The 19491-nt window shown below is 60.5% G+C and carries 13 protein-coding genes; 7 read left to right on the plus strand and 6 right to left on the minus strand.

The window, feature by feature from the left end:
- The first annotated feature begins 114 nt into the window (after nt 1-114).
- The 3 genes from VOI22_RS19885 to VOI22_RS19895 all read left to right on the plus strand — a co-directional run bounded on the left by VOI22_RS19885 (nt 115) and on the right by VOI22_RS19895 (nt 5917).
- Nucleotides 115-1350, plus strand: coding sequence for a matrixin family metalloprotease (locus tag VOI22_RS19885; protein ID WP_323798186.1), 1236 nt, complete (start codon nt 115-117; stop codon nt 1348-1350).
- A 98-nt stretch (nt 1351-1448) separates the two neighbouring features.
- Complete coding sequence (aspS, locus tag VOI22_RS19890; RefSeq protein WP_323798187.1) at nt 1449-3233, plus strand: aspartate--tRNA ligase; 1785 nt, start codon at nt 1449-1451, stop codon at nt 3231-3233.
- A gap of 8 nt (nt 3234-3241) precedes the next feature.
- Complete coding sequence (locus VOI22_RS19895; RefSeq protein WP_323798188.1) at nt 3242-5917, plus strand: glycosyltransferase; 2676 nt, start codon at nt 3242-3244, stop codon at nt 5915-5917.
- Here VOI22_RS19895 and VOI22_RS19900 read toward each other — a convergent pair.
- The 5 genes from VOI22_RS19900 to rfbC are packed head-to-tail and all read right to left on the minus strand — an operon-like array spanning nt 5914 to nt 10480.
- Nucleotides 5914-7035, minus strand: a complete 1122-nt coding sequence (locus tag VOI22_RS19900) for a M23 family metallopeptidase (RefSeq protein WP_323798189.1) — start codon at nt 7033-7035, stop codon at nt 5914-5916. The genes VOI22_RS19895 and VOI22_RS19900 overlap by 4 nt on opposite strands.
- A 24-nt stretch (nt 7036-7059) precedes the next feature.
- The gene (rfbA, locus tag VOI22_RS19905; protein ID WP_323798190.1) at nt 7060-7926 is read right to left on the minus strand and encodes a glucose-1-phosphate thymidylyltransferase RfbA; all 867 of its coding nucleotides are present in this window, start codon (nt 7924-7926) and stop codon (nt 7060-7062) included.
- A gap of 23 nt (nt 7927-7949) precedes the next feature.
- A complete protein-coding gene (rfbD, locus tag VOI22_RS19910; RefSeq protein WP_323798191.1) occupies nt 7950-8828 on the minus strand; it encodes a dTDP-4-dehydrorhamnose reductase in 879 nt (292 codons plus the stop codon).
- A gap of 5 nt (nt 8829-8833) precedes the next feature.
- Nucleotides 8834-9907, minus strand: a complete 1074-nt coding sequence (gene rfbB / locus VOI22_RS19915; protein WP_323798192.1) for a dTDP-glucose 4,6-dehydratase — start codon at nt 9905-9907, stop codon at nt 8834-8836.
- 12 nt (nt 9908-9919) lie between these two features.
- The gene (gene rfbC / locus VOI22_RS19920) at nt 9920-10480 is read right to left on the minus strand and encodes a dTDP-4-dehydrorhamnose 3,5-epimerase (protein ID WP_323798193.1); all 561 of its coding nucleotides are present in this window, start codon (nt 10478-10480) and stop codon (nt 9920-9922) included.
- Nucleotides 10481-10636: 156 nt separating this feature from the next.
- Here rfbC and VOI22_RS19925 point away from each other — a divergent pair, with 156 nt between their 5' ends.
- The 3 genes from VOI22_RS19925 (at nt 10637) to VOI22_RS19935 (ending at nt 14696) form a co-directional block, all read left to right on the plus strand.
- Nucleotides 10637-11512, plus strand: a complete 876-nt coding sequence (locus tag VOI22_RS19925) for a glycosyltransferase family 2 protein (protein WP_323798194.1) — start codon at nt 10637-10639, stop codon at nt 11510-11512.
- On the plus strand, nt 11512-11940 hold the full coding sequence (locus VOI22_RS19930) for a YqaA family protein (protein ID WP_323798195.1): 429 nt from the start codon (nt 11512-11514) through the stop codon (nt 11938-11940). Before VOI22_RS19925 ends, VOI22_RS19930 begins: the two co-directional genes overlap by 1 nt.
- Before the next feature lie 185 nt (nt 11941-12125).
- Entirely contained in the window at nt 12126-14696 is a 2571-nt protein-coding gene (locus VOI22_RS19935) for a DUF4347 domain-containing protein (RefSeq protein WP_323798196.1), read from the plus strand.
- A gap of 42 nt (nt 14697-14738) precedes the next feature.
- Here VOI22_RS19935 and VOI22_RS19940 read toward each other — a convergent pair whose 3' ends face one another.
- Nucleotides 14739-16508: a tetratricopeptide repeat-containing glycosyltransferase family protein gene (locus tag VOI22_RS19940; RefSeq protein ID WP_323798197.1), complete on the minus strand. Its 1770-nt coding sequence runs from the start codon at nt 16506-16508 to the stop codon at nt 14739-14741.
- A 1151-nt stretch (nt 16509-17659) separates the two neighbouring features.
- Here VOI22_RS19940 and VOI22_RS19945 point away from each other — a divergent pair.
- On the plus strand, nt 17660-19491 hold a 1832-nt coding region (locus tag VOI22_RS19945; protein WP_323798198.1), incomplete at its 3' end, for a DUF4347 domain-containing protein.

Here is a 19491-nt window from a genome sequence, read left to right on the forward strand (position 1 = left end):
ACAGACTGTGGCAAAGATCACTGGCGAACAGACTATATAAAATCCAATATACCTTAACGATACTTAAGCGATCTTGGCTTTCTATCGTCCGGTGGGGAAATAGGATCCGGCATCATGGCTAATGTCGACAGCGATCTGCTCGGAAATCTCGAGGGCCACTCTGTCGGCATCGAAGGGCAATACACCTCGGATCATGGCACGGACGAGACGCGCTCGATCGACCTGCAGCGTGCCAGTCAGGGTGGACTAACCGTCCTCTCTTCCGATCTGCTCGGTTTCACCTGGACGACGACGATCAATTATTCGTTCGACACTTCGTCCCTCGGCTACAGCAGTCTGGATTCCAGCTATCAGACGCAGTTCGAAGCCGCGATGGCGACATGGTCGAATGTCGCCGATATCACGTTCGTCGAAACCAATGCCGCCTCAGCGGATTGGGTTATCGCCTGGGAGCCGGATTCAGATGGCTCCGGCGGCGTTCTTGGGACCGCCTATTACATAGATGTCGGGCTAGACGGCAAGATGGTATCGGGGAGGGACTCGGTCACCATCTTCATGGATCAGGCAGACACGGAGTATTTCTTCACGACCGCTATCCACGAGGCCGGGCACGGGCTGGGGCTCGGCCACATCAACCATACGTCCTCGATTATGTCGACCTACCTCAACACCTCGCTCTCAAATATCACCACCTACGATATTGAAGTTATCCAGTCACTCTATGGCGAAGTCGGGTCGACGATTGCCACGGCGACCGTCGGCACCAGTGATGCAGACAGTCTGTTCGGCACATCCGCAGCGGACATTATCAGTGGCGATAGCGGCAGCGACCTGATCTCGGGCGCCGCCGGCAACGATCTGATCTACGGCAACAAGAACACGGATTACCTCGTGGGCGGCGATGGAGACGACACCATTTTCGGAGGGCAGAACAACGGCCCCGAGAGTGGTTCTCCCCTGGCTCTACGCGAAGGAGCCGACACGGTTATCGGCGGCAACGGGAATGACATTCTTTACGGAAATCATGGCGGTGACCTGATCGTCGGGGACAGTGGCGCGGATACCATCTTCGGCGGGCAGGATTCAGATACGATCTCCGGCGGCGCAGGATACGACGATCTCTATGGCAATCTGGGGCCTGACAAATTCCTCTATTCCGCAAGCAATGAAGGCTGGGATTACATCCACGGTTACGCGTCAGAAGACGCCATCCAGCTCTCAGGCGGCGTCACGGCGACAAGTGTGTCCGTGGACAGTTTCGGCGATACCGTGATCAACCTCAGCAGCGGCACGCGGATCGATTTGATCGGATATTCCGACTCCAGCAGCGTCACTTTCGAGGTTATTTAGGCTCCTTCCAGCCGGTTTTCATGCATTTTTTCTTTGCGAGCCGCCCTCTCGCACGTTAGGAGATGCCGCGCGCTAAATTCCGAAAAGATTGATCAGTCATGCACCGCTATCGCAGCCATACCTGTCACGATCTCCGCATCGACCACGTCGGTGAAACGGTCCGCCTCTCCGGCTGGATCCATCGCCGTCGCGATCACGGTCAATTGGTCTTCATCGATCTGCGTGATCATTACGGTCTGACGCAGTGCGTCGTCGACATCGAGGACGAGACCTTCAAGACAGTCGAGAAGCTCCGTGTCGAGAGCGTGGTGACGATTACCGGCCGCGTGGTCAAGCGCACCGACGAGACGATCAACGACAGGCTGCCGACCGGCCATATCGAACTTCGTATCGACGAGATCGAAGTCCAGTCCATCGCCGACGTGCTGCCGCTGCAGGTCAATGCCGATGAGGACGCCGGCGAGGATACCCGCCTGCGCTACCGCTTCCTGGACCTGCGCCGCGAGCGTATCCACAACAACATCATGCTGCGCAGCAAGGTGATCTCCTCGATCCGCCGCCGCATGACCGACCAGAACTTCATGGAGTTCCAGACTCCGATCCTGACCGCTTCCTCGCCGGAAGGCGCGCGCGACTTCCTGGTGCCGTCGCGCCAGCATCCGGGCAAGTTCTACGCCCTGCCGCAAGCGCCGCAGCAGTTCAAGCAGTTGATCATGGTTTCTGGCTTCGACCGGTATTTCCAGATCGCTCCCTGCTTCCGCGACGAGGACAGCCGCGCCGACCGCTCTCCGGGCGAGTTCTACCAGCTCGATGTCGAGATGAGCTTCGTCGAGCAGGAAGATGTCTTCCAGGCTATCGAGCCTGTCATGGCGGGCGTGTTCGAGGAATTCTCCGACTGGAAGGTGCCGGGCCCGTTCCCGCGCATCCCCTACAAGGAGTCGATGCTCAAATACGGTAACGACAAGCCTGACCTGCGCATTCCGTTCGAGATCTCCGATGTGACCGAGATCTTCCGGGACAGCGATTTCGCCGTCTTCGCCAAGGTCATCGCCGGCGGCGGCGTGGTCCGCGCGGTGCCTGGTCCGAAATGCGGCAGCCGGGCGATCTGCGACCGGATGAATTCCTGGGCACAGGGCGAAGGCGCTCCGGGCATGGGTTACATCATCTTCGGTGACGGCGAGGCCCGCGGCCCTATCGCGAACCGCCTGACACCGGAAAAGATCGCGGAGCTGAAAGCACAGACCGGCATGGGCGATGGCGATGCCATCTTCTTCTCCGCCGGCAAGGAAAGCGACGCCGCCAAGCTGGCCGGCACCGCCCGCGTGAAGCTCGGCAACGATCTCGACATCGTCGAGAAGGACACGTTCCGCCTTTGCTGGATCGTCGACTACCCGATGTTCGAGCTGGACGAAGCGACCGGCAAGATCGACTTCTCGCACAACCCGTTCTCCATGCCGCAGGGCGGTCTTGAGGCACTGGAAACCCAGGAGCCGCTGGATATTCTGGCCTACCAGTACGACATCGTCTGCAACGGTATCGAGCTGAGCTCCGGCGCCATCCGGAACCATCTGCCGGAGGTCATGTACAAGGCCTTCGGGATTGCCGGCTACGAGCCGGAAGTTCTGGAAGACAAGTTCCGCGGCATGCTGAACGCCTTCAAGTACGGCGCCCCGCCTCACGGTGGCATCGCGCCGGGTATCGACCGTATCGTCATGATGCTGGCAAACGAGCCGAACATCCGCGAGGTCATCCTGTTCCCGCTGAACCAGCGGGCCGAGGATCTGATGATGGGCGCGCCGAGCGAAGCAGAGCCGCAGCATCTGAAGGAACTCAGCGTCCGTCTCGCCCTGCCGCCGAAGCCGGCAGCATCGGCCACCGAGTAAATAAACACATGTTTGGTGCCGCCGAGGCGTTCAAACACGCGCAGGCGGCACTCGCCGACGGGAAACTGGACGAAGCAGCGAGACTGTTTCGTCTGGTTGCCGAAAAAGCCGAAGCAGACACGGCCTCCCTGATCCATCTCGGCCAGATCGAGATCCAGCGACGCAATCCCGGGAACGCCGAGAATGCCTGGCGGAAGGCTCTGCTGCGCCAGCCCGCGAACGCCACAGCCCTCGCCTTTCTCACGGACCACCTGGCCGCCGGCGCCCCGGGCCTTTCAGTTGCGCGCTATTATGAGCGCCTGCGCATCCTGTTGCCCCGGCATGCCGGACCTGCACAGCTTCTGGCCCAGATATATAGCACTGCAAAACAGACCGGCCGGAGCCTGCGCCGCCATGCAGAAGCCGCCCGCCTCGATGCTGGTAACCCGGCATCTCACGCCCGCCATGCGACAGCCCTGCATGGCGCAAACAGGCTGACAGAAGCGTTACAGGCCTTCCGGCGCGAGGCGCTGCTGGCACCAGCCTCCCAGGAGGCCTGGTTCAATCTCTCCGTCATCGAGCCTGCTCTGGGAGATCGGGAACAGGGTCTCTCCGCCATCGCCCGCAGCCTGACACTCCGCCCGCTCGATGCCCCGGCGTTGGCAAGGCAAGCGCAGCTCCGGCGACGCCTAGGCAAACCGGGGGCGGGGATCAGCACGCGCAGATCCGTTCTGCTCGACCCGGCGGTTTCCAGGGCGCTGGTGGCACAGGCCCGGACCGGGGACGCCCTGGCAGCGACCCGCTGGTGGTGTATCAGTGCGGGCAATACGGAGCCCGGCATGCTCTATGCGCGCGCGCTGTTGGCATCCGGACGCGCAGATCAGGCACTTGCCGTCCTCGGAGAGATAGAGACCAGCGACGTCCCGCCGGACGAACTACTGCTTCTTGCCGCCGAGGCGCAACGAAAGGCTGGGCGCACGGAACTCGTTCTGCCGAAAACCCAGTATCAGCAATGGCTGGAGTCCTTCCCGCCGTCAGAGCAGGAATCACTGGCTGAGACCCTTACCTTCTCCATCCTGCTGCCCATCTACAATCCGAACCCCGGTCATCTCCGCGAAGCAATCCAGTCCGTAAAAGGCCAGAGCTATGGAAACTGGGAGCTCTGCATCGCCGATGATGCTTCCACGGATCCGGAGGTAACGCACATTCTGCGGGAAACCGCAGCCGCCGATCAGCGCATCAAACTGGTCATCCGGCCCGAAAACGGCCACATCTCAGCCGCATCCAATTCCGCGTTGGAACTGGCGACGGGCGAATTTATCGCCCTGCTCGACCATGATGACCGGCTAACGCCGGATGCCCTCGCCGAGATGGCCCGGGCGCTGGACACTCAGCCGGATCTTGATCTGATCTATTCCGACGAGGACAAGATCGATGCGGACGGCAACCGGTTCTCACCGCACTTCAAACCAGCCTGGGATCCGGACCTTTCTTTAGTCTCCAACTATATCTGCCACTTCACGGTAATCCGTCGAACGCTCGCCGATGCTGTCGGTGGATTTCGTATCGGTTTCGAAGGCAGCCAGGATCACGACCTGGTGCAGCGGGTTGCCGAGAAGAGCGCGCCGGAGCGCATCGGTCATGTCCCGCGCGTCCTCTATCACTGGCGCGCCGCCGGTGAATCAACGGCAACATCCGTCGAGACCAAACCCTATGCGATTGCCGCTACCGGACGCGTAATCCGGGACACGCTGACACGACGCGGGACAAATGCACGAGCCGAGCAACGGGGCGGGCGTTGGCGGTTGCGGCGGCCCTTGCCAGACACGCACTCCGTCTCCGTTATCATCCCGACCCGCAACCGGGTAAACCTGCTGCAGACCTGCGTGGACGGCCTGCTGACACAGACCGATTACGGCACGCTCGATATCAGGATCGTCGACAATGGCAGCGACGATCCCTCGACGCTGCGCTATCTCGGTCAACTCTCGCACCGTGCCAACGTCTCTGTGCTCCGGGATGATGGCCCCTTCAATTTCTCCCAGCTTTGCAATCTCGGGGCGCGCGATGCTGCGAGCGAGTATCTCTGCTTCCTGAACAACGATATCGAGCCCGCGAACCCGGACTGGCTGACGGAGCTGGTGGCCGAAGCGGCCCGCCCCGAAATCGGTCTCGTCGGCGCCAAGTTGCTCTACCCAGACCGGACCGTGCAGCATGCCGGTATCGCGCTCTCAGGTGAGCATGTGGCACGTCACACGAATCTCGGGATCTCACAAAATGACGGCGGCTATTGGGGACGGGCGATGCAGGTTCAATCCCTGTCCGCCGTAACCGGCGCCTGCATGGTAATGCGGCGGGAGGTCTTCGAGGCTGTCAGTGGGTTCGATGAGGCGCTCGCGGTCGATTTCGGCGATATCGACCTCTGCCTGCGCGTCCGGCAAGCCGGATACCGGGTGCTCTGGACGCCGCATGCCCTGCTGATCCATCACGAGTCAGCGTCACGCGGTTCCGTGATCACACCGGAGAAATCGGCCCGTTACGATATGGAGCGGGCGTTCATGGTTGCACGCTGGGGAGCCCTGCTCGAAGACGATCCCGCGTACAACCCCAATCTCTGCATCACACCGGAACGCCCTGCCTTCGCCCTGCCGGAAGAACCACGTTCGATAGCCAACACGGTCCGGCTCGGAACACCGTCGCTCTAGTCGATCTTGAGATCGACTTTCTGAACAGCGTGGTTCTTGCCGGGACCGGACGGGCGCTCAACCTGAACCACGCCGCGGTAATTCCCTTTCGGCCAATCCTGACGCGCCTTCTTTCCGATATATTTAAAGGTCCTGAGCTGGCTCTTTGCCTGCACCCAGTCCGTTTCGGCCAGCACGGCACCATCCGCGCCGGTGAACCGCATCGAAACACGGTCGCCCTTTCGCAAACCATAGAGATCCGTCCAGAGCACAAGAAGCGGCGCGTCGGGTGAAATCTTCGGATCAGTATATTTGCCTTCGGAAACGCCGAGCGTATCCGGCGCCTCGGCAGCTATCCCACTGGCCTGGATCAGCGGCGCGGAATAGCGGAAACTGCGCAGCACCGATTCTTTCCAGAGCGGCGCCTTGCCCAAGCCGCACGCACTTTCGTCAGCCCCAAGCCCGACAAAGGGATCGACGACTTTGCCGTCTTTTTCGAACTGAACGTGGAGATGCAGGAACTCGGTCGAGCCGGACAGCCCGACGAGACCGATCCGGTCGCCGCTGACCACCGTGTCGCCCGCCTTCACGGCAACGCTGCCGCGCTTCAGGTGGCAATACTGACTGACCCAGCCGCCGCCATGATCGATCCGGATCCCGTTGCCGCAATCCCGCCCCTTGAGTGACGCCTTGCCGGCAATCCGGATATTCACGTCCGGCATTTCATCCCGGATGCCGACCACCTTTCCAGTCGCCGCTGCCAGCACGGGCACTTCATTCCGGTTCAGCCGGCGCGGATCGGAGATGGCGAAATCCACGCCCTTGTGACCGTCGACAGTCATCGCCCCGCACTGATAGTCGCGGCGGCCCTTGGACGGGTCGAGGTCGACATATTTCAGCGGCCAGCAATCCACGCCAGGATCGCAGGAAAGCGGCATCGACAACGGCAAAGGAGACGGCTCGAGGCCCCCCAGATCCAGCGGCGCCTGTTCCGAGACTTGAGACAAAACTGTCTCAGGGGCCATCGCCTCTGTCGGGCGCGATACCTCACCGGGATAAAGCAGAGCCGCCAGAAGCCAGATAAAACCGCCGCCGAGAATCAGAACAAGCGCGGTATAAATTGCGATCAGTCGGCCCAAAACCAGCTCCGTTTTTCGGTGTGCCTAGCTTTTCACCAACGACCGCAGATAAATCCCATAGCCACTTTTCGCCAGCGGCTCCGCCAGCTTCAGAAGCTGCTCGTCGTCGATATAGCCCATATGGTGGGCGATTTCCTCGACGCATGCAATTTTCAGCCCCTGGCGTTCTTCCACCGTGCGGACGAACTCGGACGCCTGCAACAGCGAGTCGTGGGTGCCGGTATCAAGCCATGCGTAACCGCGGCCCATCCGTTCCACATGCAGGTCGCCCCGTTCCAGATAGACTTTGTTCACGTCGGTGATCTCTAGCTCACCGCGCGGCGATGGTTTGATCGACTTGGCGATATCGATCACGTCCCGGTCGTAGAAATAGAGCCCGGTCACCGCCCAGTTCGACTTCGGGTTTTCCGGCTTCTCGACAATCTCGTTCGCCTTGCCTGCCTCATCGAAAGAGACAACGCCGTAACGCTCCGGGTCGCGGACATAATAGCCGAACACCGTAGCGCCGCTCTCGCGGTCGGCGGAACGTTGCAGCATCTCGGTCAGGCCGTGGCCGTAATAGATGTTGTCGCCGAGAATCAGGGCCGACGTGTCGTCACCGATGAAGCTCTCGCCGATGATGAAGGCCTGCGCCAGACCGTCCGGCGAAGGCTGCACCCGGTATTCCAGGGAGATACCCCACTGGCTGCCGTCGCCGAGCAGGCGTTGGAAGCCTTCCTGGTCATCCGGAGTGGTGATGATCAGGATATCCTTGATCCCCGCCAGCATCAGCGTGCTGAGCGGGTAATAGATCATCGGCTTGTCGTACACAGGCAGGATCTGCTTGCTGACGCTGACGGTCAGCGGGTAGAGCCGTGTGCCGGACCCGCCGGCGAGGATGATCCCTTTCATCCCTCTCCCTTTCTCTCGTTTATTCAAACCTCGGCCAGAAGAACCTCAAGCACATCGTCGAGGCCGTCCTGCCAGGGCCGGCGCGGCACAGTGAAAGCCGCGAGAATCTTGCCCGCGTCGAGCACGGAATTGGTTGGCCGTTTCGCCGGAGTCGGATATTCGCTCGCCGGGATTGCCTCGACCTCGGGGCGGCGGCCCCAGACAGGTTCCGCCCGAGCAAAGATCGCGTCGGCAAAGCCGTGCCAGCTTGTCCGGCCTTCGGCAGTGTAATGGTAAGTGCCCCATGCGTTCCGGCTGCCAGCAGCAATGCGGGTCGCAATGGTCAGGATCGCGTCGGCGATGTCGGCTGCCGATGTCGGCGCACCGAACTGGTCGGCGACCACGCGCAACTGGTCGCGGTCCTTGCCGACCCGCAGCATGGTCTTCACGAAATTCGCACCGTGAGCCGCATAGACCCAGGAGGTACGCATGATGACATGCTCATCCAGCGCGGCCCGCACCGCCTGCTCGCCTGCTTCCTTGGACGCGCCATAGACGCCGAGCGGCGCCACCGGGTCGCTTTCCAGATAGGCGCCGTCCTTGCTGCCATCGAAGACGTAGTCGGTCGAGATATGGATCAGCGGAAGACCGGCTGCTTTCGCGGCAGAGGCCAGATTGGCCGGACCGTCCCGGTTAATGGCATAAGCCGCGTCCCGGTCTTCTTCCGCCTTGTCGACGGCCGTGTAAGCCGCCGCGTTGATGATCAGGGACGGTTTGATCTTTGCCACAGCCGCCTGAACGGCGGCCGCATCGGAAATATCCAGATCCGCCCGGACCAGACCTGTCACGTCATGACCGTGCTGCGCGCCACGCGCCAGCAGCTCCGTGCCGACCTGCCCGCCGGCGCCGGTGACAAGGATCATGCCCACTACTCCTTTGAGCCGGTGCCGAGACGCTCGCCGGCATATTTCCCGTCGAGGATCGGCTGCCACCAGTCCTTGCGATCGAGATACCATTCGACAGTCTTGCGCATTCCGCTTTCGAAGCTTTCCGTCGGCTCCCAGCCTAGCTCAGCCTTGATCTTCGAGGCATCGATGGCATAGCGGAAATCGTGGCCCGGACGATCGGTCACATGGGTGATCTGTTCGGAATATTTCTTGCCGCCCTGCTGTGGGACCAGTTCATCGAGCAAGTCGCAAATGCCGGTCACCACATCGATGTTCCGGCGCTCCTCGTTGCCGCCAATATTGTAGCTCTCACCCGGCACGCCCTTCGAGCAGACCGTCCAGAGCGCGCGGGCATGATCGTCGACAAACAGCCAGTCGCGCACGTTCTCGCCCTTGCCGTAGACCGGCAGCGGCTCACCCGCGAGGCCCTTGATGATCATCAGAGGGATCAGCTTTTCCGGGAAATGATACGGCCCATAATTGTTCGAGCAGTTGGAGAGCACGGTCGGCAGGCCGTAGGTCTCCATCCAGGCCCGGACCAGGTGGTCCGAGGAGGCCTTGCTTGCGGAATAGGGCGAGCGCGGATCGTAGGCGGTTTCCTCGGTGAAGAGACCGTCATCGCCGAGCGAGCCGAACACCTCGTCCGTGGAGATATGATGGAAGCGGAAGCGCTTCTTCACGTCTTCCTGCGCGGCAGTCCAGTAATTCCGGGCGGCCTCCAGCATGGTGTAGGTGCCGACAATGTTGGTCTCGATGAAAGCCGCCGGGCCGTCAATCGAGCGGTCGACATGGCTTTCCGCCGCCAGATGCATGACCGCGTCCGGCTTGTACTTGGCAAAGATCCGCGCCAGAGACGGGGCGTCGCAAATATCCGCCTGCTCGAAATGATACCGGTCCGACCCGCTGACCTCGTTGAGCGAGGCGAGGTTCGCCGCGTAGGTCAGCTTGTCCAGATTGATTACCGTGACGTCTGTGTCGGCGATCAGGTGACGAATGACGGCGGAGCCGATGAAGCCGGCGCCCCCGGTAACGATGACGGTCTTGACGTCGCTCATGCTAGGGGGTCCTCAGGCTTCGTAGGTGAAGGGGCTGTCGAAGTCGGCAAAGGGCGTATAGGCCTCGTCCTTGGCGGAGAGGATCGGCGCGCCGTCCAGCGGCCAGTCGATGCCGATATCCGGATCGTTCCAGGTCAGACCGCCCTCGCAGTCCGGCGCGTACTTGCCGGTGACCTTGTACAGCACCTCGGTATTTTCCTCGATGGTGCAGAAGCCATGGGCGAAACCGACCGGCACCAGGATCTGGTTCCAGGCCTCGGCGCTGATCGTGCGGGCGACCCATTTACCGTAGGTCGGGGAGCCCTTGCGGATATCGACGGCGACGTCATAAATCGCCCCCCGGATCACCCGGAGCAGCTTGTCCTGACCGTGCGGCGGGGTCTGGAAATGCAATCCCCGCAGGGTGCCTTTCGGGGCGGAGAAGGAGTGGTTGTCCTGCACGAAGCTGAGGTCGAGACCAGCAGCTTCGAAAGCGCCCTGATTATAGGTCTCGGAGAAAAACCCGCGATGGTCGCCGAACTTTTTCGGCGTGATGATCTTGACGTCCGAGATCTCGGTTGGCTCGACCTGCAAGGCCCTGTCTCCCCCTGTATTCACGCGGCCTTAAAGGGCCTGCGCGGCTATAGCATGTGGGGCGCGAGGGCGGCAAGCCATGCGCCCGCGGAACGCCGCGCAGGAGCTTGTGCCCGGAGCTTGTAACAAGGGCAGGAAAAGTGGCACATCTGACAGATGGAAACAGAGTCCCGCAAAGCGGCCGCTCCCGGCTGTGCCGTCATCATCGTCAGCTACCATACCGGGCCGTGCCTTATGGACTGCATCCGGGCCGCTCTCGCTGAGGCATCGGCACGTGAAGTGATAGTGGTTGATAACGGCAACCCGCCGGAAGTCATGACCACATTGGAAGCGATGGCTGCGTCCGAGCCGCGCCTGACCCTGCTGACCGGACACGGCAATGTCGGCTTCGGAAAAGCCTGCAATCTCGGTGCGAAAGCCACGACGAGTCCCCATCTTCTCCTGCTGAATCCGGACAGCGTCCTGCAGCCCGGCAGCCTCGACGGCGCCATGGCACTCCTCGGCACGCGGCCGGACATCGCGCTCTATACGATCCGGATCGAGAACCCCGACGGCAGCGAGCAGCGCGGCTGCCGGCGAAACCTGATGACCCCCTGGACCTGTCTGGTAGAGGCCTTCGGTCTGTACAGACTCGGCTTCAGGCGGATCAACCTCAACCACACACCGCCCCCGGCAGCGCTGACGGAGGTCGAGTGCATCTCCGGCTCCTTCATGCTGTTTCCCCGCCCGATTTTCGAGAAGATCGGCGGCATGGACGAGGACTATTTTCTGCATATGGAAGATGTCGATACCTGCCTGCGCGTCCGTGAGGCGGACGGCACCATCTGGTTCGACCCCGCGTTCTCCGCCACCCATGTCCAGGGCACCAGCGAGACGACTAAGCTCTATATCGAAAGGCAGAAAACGAGGGGCGGCATGCTCTATTTCGCCAAGCATTTCGGTGGCTGGGCGAACCCTCTCGTGGCGCTGGTCAATCTCGCACTCTGGCTCCGGTTCGGCCTGATCGCCCTGCGGCTCGGCCTGAAGCGCTGATGGAAGAACTCGGCGTCTATGGTGGGCTTTTCCTCCTCTCCTTCCTGGCGGCAACTTTCCTTCCGGCGCAATCCGAGTTTGGCCTCGTCGGGCTGCTCCTGACGGAGACCTATTCGGTCCCCCTGCTCATCGCCGTTGCGTCGGTCGGCAACACACTCGGATCGGTCGTGAACTGGCTGCTCGGTCGCTTCATTGACCGTTTCATCAGCCGAAAATGGTTCCCAGCCTCGCCGGCACAAATGGAGCGCGCCTGCGGCTGGTACCGGAAATACGGTCAGTGGAGTCTGCTGCTGAGCTGGGCGCCTTTCATCGGTGATCCATTGACGCTCGCGGCCGGGGTATTGCGTGAGCCGTTCGGGCGGTTTCTGCTGCTCGTCGCCATCGCGAAAACCGGGCGCTATATCGTCGTCGCAGTTCTGACGATCTAACATCTTCCAACACCGACCGTCCGTCCCAGCTGCGCTGAAATTACCGCAAATCTTGTGACTTCTTCAGTTTTTAAAAATTAAAAAACTGGTTAACAAACCATGAATCATTTTAATTAAAATTTGTGATAATTATCACATCGAATTTTACATACGGTTGACGCTGACAGAAAGTTAGAGCCCCGATCATGACGCATGCCTTCCCTGGAGCACGCCCTTCCAGCCTTTCTTCCATGGCATCCAATACCCTGTTCTTCGTCGACCAAGAAGTCCCGGGTCCCGAAACGATTCTGTCTGGTCTCAATCGCGGAACAATCGTCAAACGACTGCCAAGAACCGGCGATGCCCTGGATGCAATAGCGTCGTTCGCGGAGATACGGACGGCTCCGGTAGAGCGCATTGTCATCCTATCCCACGGCAGTGCGGGAAGCCTCAGACTGTGCGGCCGAGAAATCGACAGCACAGCGCTGAGAGACGCGGGAGGAGCCCTGTCCCGCATCCGTGACACACTTGCGCCGGACGCAGAGATTGTCCTGATGTCCTGTTCCACTGGGGCGAGCACCACGGGGCGAACTTTCCTGAGAATATTGGGCAACGCGACCGGCGCGACGGTCAAAGCCGCGGACGCGGACATCGGCGGGACTGCCGGTTGGGCAGCTCTACTGGCTGCATTTTCCTATATAAGCAGCACCGCGCTCGAAACCTACCCGCACCGTCTTGGGCTGCTCGTTGAAGGTAATCAGTTCGTTGCCACGGATGAGACGCTCAATGGCAGCGCCACCGACGACGCAATCAAAGGATATGGCGGCAATGATCTGCTGAATGGCCTCGCCGGCAAAGATAATCTCACCGGCGGTGATGGCAACGATACACTTTCCGGCGGAATCGGCGCAGATTCGGTCTCGGGTGGCAACGGCGACGATCTGATTGCCATCAATAGCGGCGACCTCAACGAAACGATATTCATCGAAGTGATTGACGGTGGTGCCGGCGACGACACCATAAGCCTCGGCACCGGCTCATATGAGCTTTCGCGCACCAGTATCTCGAATGTCGAGCTCATTTCCGGCAGTTCCGGCGCGGACACCATCAACGGGCACACAACGAACGCGCACAAGCTGTCTACCGGTGCTGGCAATGACGTGGTCTCACTCGGCAGCGGCGCCGACACACTCTCTGGTGAAGCCGGAAACGACACGCTCTCAGGTGGAGATGGTGCAGACTTGATCGACGGCGGCACGGGCGATGACCTGATCGCCGGGGGCTCGGGTTTTGACACCCTGATCGGCGGAACCGGTAACGACACGTTCTCGGGCAGCGCCAGCGAAATGAATGGCGACACGATTTCCGGTCTCGAGGCCGGGGACAAAATCGTCATCACCGGCACTGATCTTTCCGGCCTGAACGGCAGCACCGCCGCTAGCACCATTGATCTTGGCAGCGGCTATACGCTGAACCTCACCGGCACATCCGGCAGCGTGAAGTATGAGGCCCTCTTCTCCGGCGGCAACAGCACCATCACCGTAGCAACTGTCCCTGCGACAAGTTCATCCGGCGGCTCTTCCGGCAGCGGCCTGACCGTGACCAACCAGACCGCTGCCGACACCGCAGGCACCTCCACCGGGCGCACCCTGGCGAACACCAGCGGCAGCACCGCCACCGGCGCGCTCGTGCAGAATACCGGCAACGGCAACGTGGTGACGGCGACGTTGCCGACCGGCATATCGCTGACAACCTCCGGCACCTCCACCGCGCAGCCGAGCAGTACGGCCAGCACCACCCTGACCGGCGAAATCCAGTCAACCGCACCCACCGCAGGCGCGCAAAGCTTCCTCGACGGACACGGCCAGACCTTTATTTCCAGCTCCGGTGGCTTGAATCTCGATATCCGCTCGATCACCTTCTCCGGCGGGGGCTCGACGGCGCAGACCGTCCAGATCACCGGCGACTTGAGCACAAGTTCCGGCTCCGAAGCCTTCGTCATCGACACGTCCGGCCTGCCGTCGGGGTCAACCCTGCAACTCGACAATATCGAGTTCGCTGCCATCGTAGGCAGTGCGACGGTGAACGGCGGCAGCGGCCAGAACTACGTGGTTGGCGACGATGCCGCTCAATTCATCTCGCTCGGCGCCGAGGACGACACGCTCGCAGGCGGCGGCGGCAGCGATACTGTCGGGTCAGGCTGGGGCGAAGACATTGTCTACGGCAACCAGGGTACCGATTATGTCTTCGGTGGCGGCGGCATGGACACGCTTTATGGCGGCCAGGGTGCGGACACCGCGTTTGGCGGCAATGATAATGACGTCGTCTACGGCAACAAGGGCAACGACACGCTCTCCGGCGGCGAAAATGACGATCTCCTCTATGGTGGCCAGAGCGAGGACATCGTCTACGGCAATGCCGGGAACGACAGTCTCAACGGCAATCTCGGTGACGATAGCCTTTATGGCGGTAGTGGCAACGACCTGATCTCAGGCGGCGCCGGAAACGACCGGCTTGAAGGCGATCACGGCAACGATACACTGGCTGGAGGCGGCGGAGCCGACACCTTCGTCTTCGCCTTCGGAGGCGGCAGCGACAGAGTGAACGACTTCCAGGCCGGGACCGACACGATGGCGCTGGAGAGCGGCCTCCGCGTCAGCGCTGGCACGGAGACGGACGGCAATACCGTAGTTACGCTCTCCGATGGTGGCACTGTCACTGTGATCGGTGTTTCGAAGGCCGAACTCTCCGCAGCAACCGGATGGGAGCTGGGATAGATCCGCCGTTTCACCCTCCGGCGGACAGAACACAAACTCAAGCTATGAGTTTGTCCATGATTTCAAGTTACTGGCGACCTGAGACAGGACCGCGGCCCAGTCTCCGTCCGTTTCCTGACGAAATACGCACGTGTTCGGGTACCAGAGGGAATCCTTCCGGATCAGCCCCCAGCGCCAGTCGGGCCGCGTCGGCACCATCACCCAGCAAGGCACCGCCAGAGCGCCCGCGAAGTGAACGGTATTGTTCGGCGGACTGATTACGAGATCCATTGCCGACGTCAGGGCGGCGAGACCGTCCAGATCCTGCATGGGGTCGACGCCATGGCTGGTGTCGACCTGTATGCCGGCTGCCTTGAACGCTGCCATGTCCTCGTCCAGCACATTATACTGAAGCGATACCAGCGCAGTGTCGGGAACTCCAGCGATGCCCGCCCAGAGTGCCGGAGGGATCGAGCGCCGCGCCCCGGTTGGTGCTGCCGAACGCCAGGTAATCCCGGCCAGACGCTTTCCGGGATGTCGGGCCTGCAACTCCGCGCACAAATCCTTCGCGCGGGCCGGGTCGACGATAATCCAAGGTTCCGGAGTTACCTCTCCGCCGCAGAACAACTGCAAACGGTGCGGCAGATCACCGATCGCCAGATGGAAGTCGGCGCCGTGATGGCTTTCGACCTCACCACCCGGGCCATCTACATCCGGGACCACGACATCTGGAAAGCTGCGCCTGATGAGAGGCCGGAGGCGGGGCTCAGTCAGCACCGTGACTTGTGCCACGCCTCGAAGAACATGCTTCAGAAGCGTCAGGAACTGCACCTCGTCACCTATGCCCTGCTCGCCCCAAAGCAGCAGATGTCTTCCTTCAATTGCTTCGCCTTGCCATTGCGGAATAGCAAAGCGCCGAAGGATTTCACGCCCCTCCGGCGTCTCCAGTCTGCGCGTGTGAGTCCTCCAGCCTTCTTCGAATTTTTCCTCTCCCAGCAAAGCAAAAGCTATATTGTTGCGCGCATGGGCATAGCTGTCTGAAATAAAGAGTGACCGATGGCCATGCTTCATCACAGCCTCGGAATCGCTCCGGTGGCCTGCGTCGGCGGAGAGTCTGAACCAGACTTCGGGGTGCTCCGGTTTGGCGATCGCGCTGCGCCGGAGCCAGGGCTCGACACCTTTCCGGCCAGGGTTCTGGGTCGCAAAAACGGCCATATTGTTATAAAATTCATGTGCTGTCGGATCGATTGATATCGTCCGTTTTGCCCATTTTTGGGTCGGCAAAAGTCCGGCAATATCCATGCATGCCGTTTGATTTGCCGGCTCCATCATCAGGCTCCGTTTGCACGGCTCCAGCGCATCGGTTTTCCGGTCTAGTTTTGCAAGCGCACGCGCATGGTTTCTCCACGCTTCCGCAAGGCCAGGCGCTGCTGCGGTCGCCGCGCGAAACCATTCTTCGGCTTGTTCAAAATCCTCATTCTCGAATGCGATTAACCCAAGGTTGTTCCTGGCTGTCCCGCTGCGCGGGGCGATCTGCAAAGTGCGCAAGAAAAACGATTTGGCCCCGTCGGGGTTATTCAGGTCGAGAAGCACGTTCGCAAGCTGGTAAGCACCGTCCACGTTTGCCGGCTCAAGGATTAACAGTCGGCGAATGTGGTGCGACGCCTCCTCGAATCTGCCGGACTGTTTCAGCTCCAACCCAAGCTGCAGATACGCATTGCTGTCCAGCGGCGCAAGAATCGAACACCGCCGCAACATGCGGTTTCTGTCGGTGGTGTGTACCAGGGCTGCAAGCCCACGGGCAGTGTCGTTAACACCCGGCGCAAGCAACATCGCCCGGCGAAAACATCCATCTGCATATTGCAGATGTCCTGATCTTCCGGACGCATTACCAAGATTGATCCAGATCTGTGCGTTATCCGGGATCAGCCTGGCCGCCGTCTTGAACAGTGCCGTTGCTTCCTCCACCCGGTCCGTCTCTGCCCGGATGGTGCCGAGCAATACAAGCGCCTGCGGGTAGTGAAAATCACTTTCGGGAATGCGACTGCAAATGCGCGCGGCACGTGCTCGAAGCCCGGCGTGATATTTGCGCTTGGCATCTTCAAGAGGGTGCAGGGAGTTATCAGACACCGCCAGATTCCATACTTAACCCTGACATAGATGACCAAGCGGGCCACACCTGCAGTTCTCGTTTCACTCTATGCCACCCAGCCTGTCGCCGCCACCGCGCCAATGAAGCGCAACCTAAATAATATATTTTTATTCTAATTTAATTCAATTTTTTGATTAACCGCACACCTTTCTAGACAGAGAAATCAAAGCTCTTGCACACAAAGCAGAATTCAATTTTCTACCAAGACATTATAAAATTTTTACTTGTATAAAAAATAATACTACCATTTTTACTTCCATAAACATGCTTAATGTCTGTTAATAAAATACAACTCAATAATTTCTCTTTATCTATGTCTGCCACTATGGCGCGTGCGCCATCCAGTCACAGTAATTTCATGGATAAAATTTTTGCAATATCAATGCTTGCATACTATGAAGATCAACTTGAGGATTCCACACAGATCACTCTTAACTTAAACCCAAAACCACGGGCACACAAATTGCCCCCACTGAAGGTGGCCACCCAGAACGGGAGTGGAAGTGAACATTCGAGAGCACCAACCATCAGATGAATTTTTCGATAGATCAATTGCTTCTGGCCGTTTCCGGCATTTTGTCAAAATGTTCGATTACCTTTCGCCACGCACACGATTAGCGAGAAAAAATTACCCCGTACATATTAAGATGCTCGCACGGCGCTCTCTTTAGATTGCGTTAATTAACCCCCTGTATATTCCCCCTGTACTTTGGGTTTTCCGGTTCATCTCGGGAAGCCGAACCAAACAAAAGCCAACCCTAAGCAAGAAAGCAAATGCGTCCTGCCAATAAATCCAGGCACCCGGCCGCAATTGTACGAACTGGAGACACTAATGTCGGTTACCGCAATGCCGCGCACCCGTTCTGCCCTTTTTAATCATCCGGGGTATCTCTTCGTTGATCCGGATGTTCAGGATTGCGCCGAACTGCTCACGGACGTCGCTCCGTCGATCACGGTGGTCCGGCTTGCGAAAGACGGCGACCCGCTCGGACAGATAGCGGCGGCGCTGGCAGGAGAGCGCGATCTCTCCAGTCTCCACATCCTCTCCCATGGTGAGCCGGGAGCCCTGCTTCTGGCCGGAACCACGGTTGATACGGCGCTGCTCACGCAGTCGGAAGGCCGGCTGCGCGCTATTCGGGAAGCTCTGGCGGATGACGCAGACCTCGTCCTCTATGGCTGTTCGGTCGGCGCCGGTGACCAGGGCCGTGAATTCATCGCCGCGCTCGAAGCGGGACTCGACGTGGATGTCACGGCGTCGGCTGTTCCCGTCGGCGCCGGTTGGGGCTGGGGAGCCTTCCCGGCCGCGCATTCCGCTTTCTCTCAGGCGAGCATGGCCCGCTATGCCCATACGTTGGCGCAAACGACTTTCGGGGTCGTGACAACGATCCAATCCACCACCACGTTGGTGGTCAGTGACCCTGGCGTCACGATCAGCGTCGAACGCTCCGACGCCACGGCAATGGCCGGGGTCAGTTCGGGCTTCGTCGATGCCGGTCTGATAGCGAACACGACGACATATACGCTGAGTTATTCAAGCCCGGTCACGATCACGCAATTCCAGATCGGCGAATTCACGAACCTGACCGGCGAGGGCAATTACACTTTCACCCCGAGCTCCGGCACGGCAGTGACGCTCGCGGATGATTCCGGGAGCATCGTCGGCGCGATCGCGACCCTGAATCCCGGTGACTGGACCGGCATTTCATCCTTTACCGTCTCCTATACCGGAACCTCCAACTGGCGGGTCGGGCTCGACAATATCATCTACACAGTCGCCGGCCCCACGACCGGCAACGACGTCCTGACGGGGACGGCCGGCGCGGATACCGTGGACCTTCTTGCTGGCAATGACTCCTATTCCGGGCTTGCCGGCGCGGACACCATCACGGGTGGTGCAGGAAACGACACGATCCTCGGCGGCGACGATGCCGACGTGGTGCTCGGCGGGGACGGCAACGACTTGATTTCCGGCGGCGCCGGGGCCGACAATCTTTCCGGCGATGCCGGTGACGACACCTTTGCCGCGACTTCCGCAGACATCACAGGCCTGGCCGAGACGATCAGCGGCGGCACCGGTACGGACGTGCTGGCGCTGAATGGCGGCGGCGCGTTCGATCTCTCCAGCGCCACGCTGAACAGCGTCGAGCTGATCTCCGGCTCCGCCTCCGCAGACTCCATCACCGGTACAAGCGGTGCCGATACCATTGCCGGTGGCGGCGGTGCAGACGTTATCAATGCGGGCGACGGCGCCAATCTGGTCTCCGGCGGTGCAGGCGCCGACAACCTGATCGGCGGCACGGGCGCCGATACCTTTGCCGCGATTTCGGCGGACATCACAGGCCTGGCAGAGACCGTCAGCGGCGGTGGCGGCACGGACGTCCTCGCCCTCAATGGCGGTGGCGCCTTCGATCTCTCCAGCGCCACACTAAACAGCATCGAGCTGATCTCTGGCTCCGCCTCCGCAGACTCCATCACCGGTACAAGCGGTGCCGACACGATCAATGCGGGCGACGGCGCCAACCTGATTTCTGGCAGTGGCGGCGCCGACAACCTGATCGGCGGCACAGGCGCGGACACTTTTGCCGCGACCTCCGCGGACATCACAGGCCTGGCCGAGACGATCAGCGGCGGCACCGGTACGGACGTCCTCGCCCTCAATGGCGG

The sequence above is a fragment of the Nisaea sp. genome (assembly GCF_034670185.1).
In the GTDB taxonomy this organism is placed as follows: Bacteria; Pseudomonadota; Alphaproteobacteria; order Thalassobaculales; family Thalassobaculaceae; genus Nisaea.

Coding starts and splice junctions, on each gene's coding strand:
- VOI22_RS19885 (WP_323798186.1), top strand. CDS start 115: ATGGCTAATGTCGACAGCGATCTGCTCGGAAATCTCGAGGGCCACTCT.
- aspS (WP_323798187.1), top strand. CDS start 1,449: ATGCACCGCTATCGCAGCCATACCTGTCACGATCTCCGCATCGACCAC.
- VOI22_RS19895 (WP_323798188.1), top strand. CDS start 3,242: ATGTTTGGTGCCGCCGAGGCGTTCAAACACGCGCAGGCGGCACTCGCC.
- rfbA (WP_323798190.1), bottom strand. CDS start 7,926: ATGAAAGGGATCATCCTCGCCGGCGGGTCCGGCACACGGCTCTACCCG.
- rfbD (WP_323798191.1), bottom strand. CDS start 8,828: ATGATCCTTGTCACCGGCGCCGGCGGGCAGGTCGGCACGGAGCTGCTG.
- rfbB (WP_323798192.1), bottom strand. CDS start 9,907: ATGAGCGACGTCAAGACCGTCATCGTTACCGGGGGCGCCGGCTTCATC.
- VOI22_RS19925 (WP_323798194.1), top strand. CDS start 10,637: ATGGAAACAGAGTCCCGCAAAGCGGCCGCTCCCGGCTGTGCCGTCATC.
- VOI22_RS19930 (WP_323798195.1), top strand. CDS start 11,512: ATGGAAGAACTCGGCGTCTATGGTGGGCTTTTCCTCCTCTCCTTCCTG.
- VOI22_RS19935 (WP_323798196.1), top strand. CDS start 12,126: ATGACGCATGCCTTCCCTGGAGCACGCCCTTCCAGCCTTTCTTCCATG.
- VOI22_RS19940 (WP_323798197.1), bottom strand. CDS start 16,508: ATGTTGCTTGCGCCGGGTGTTAACGACACTGCCCGTGGGCTTGCAGCC.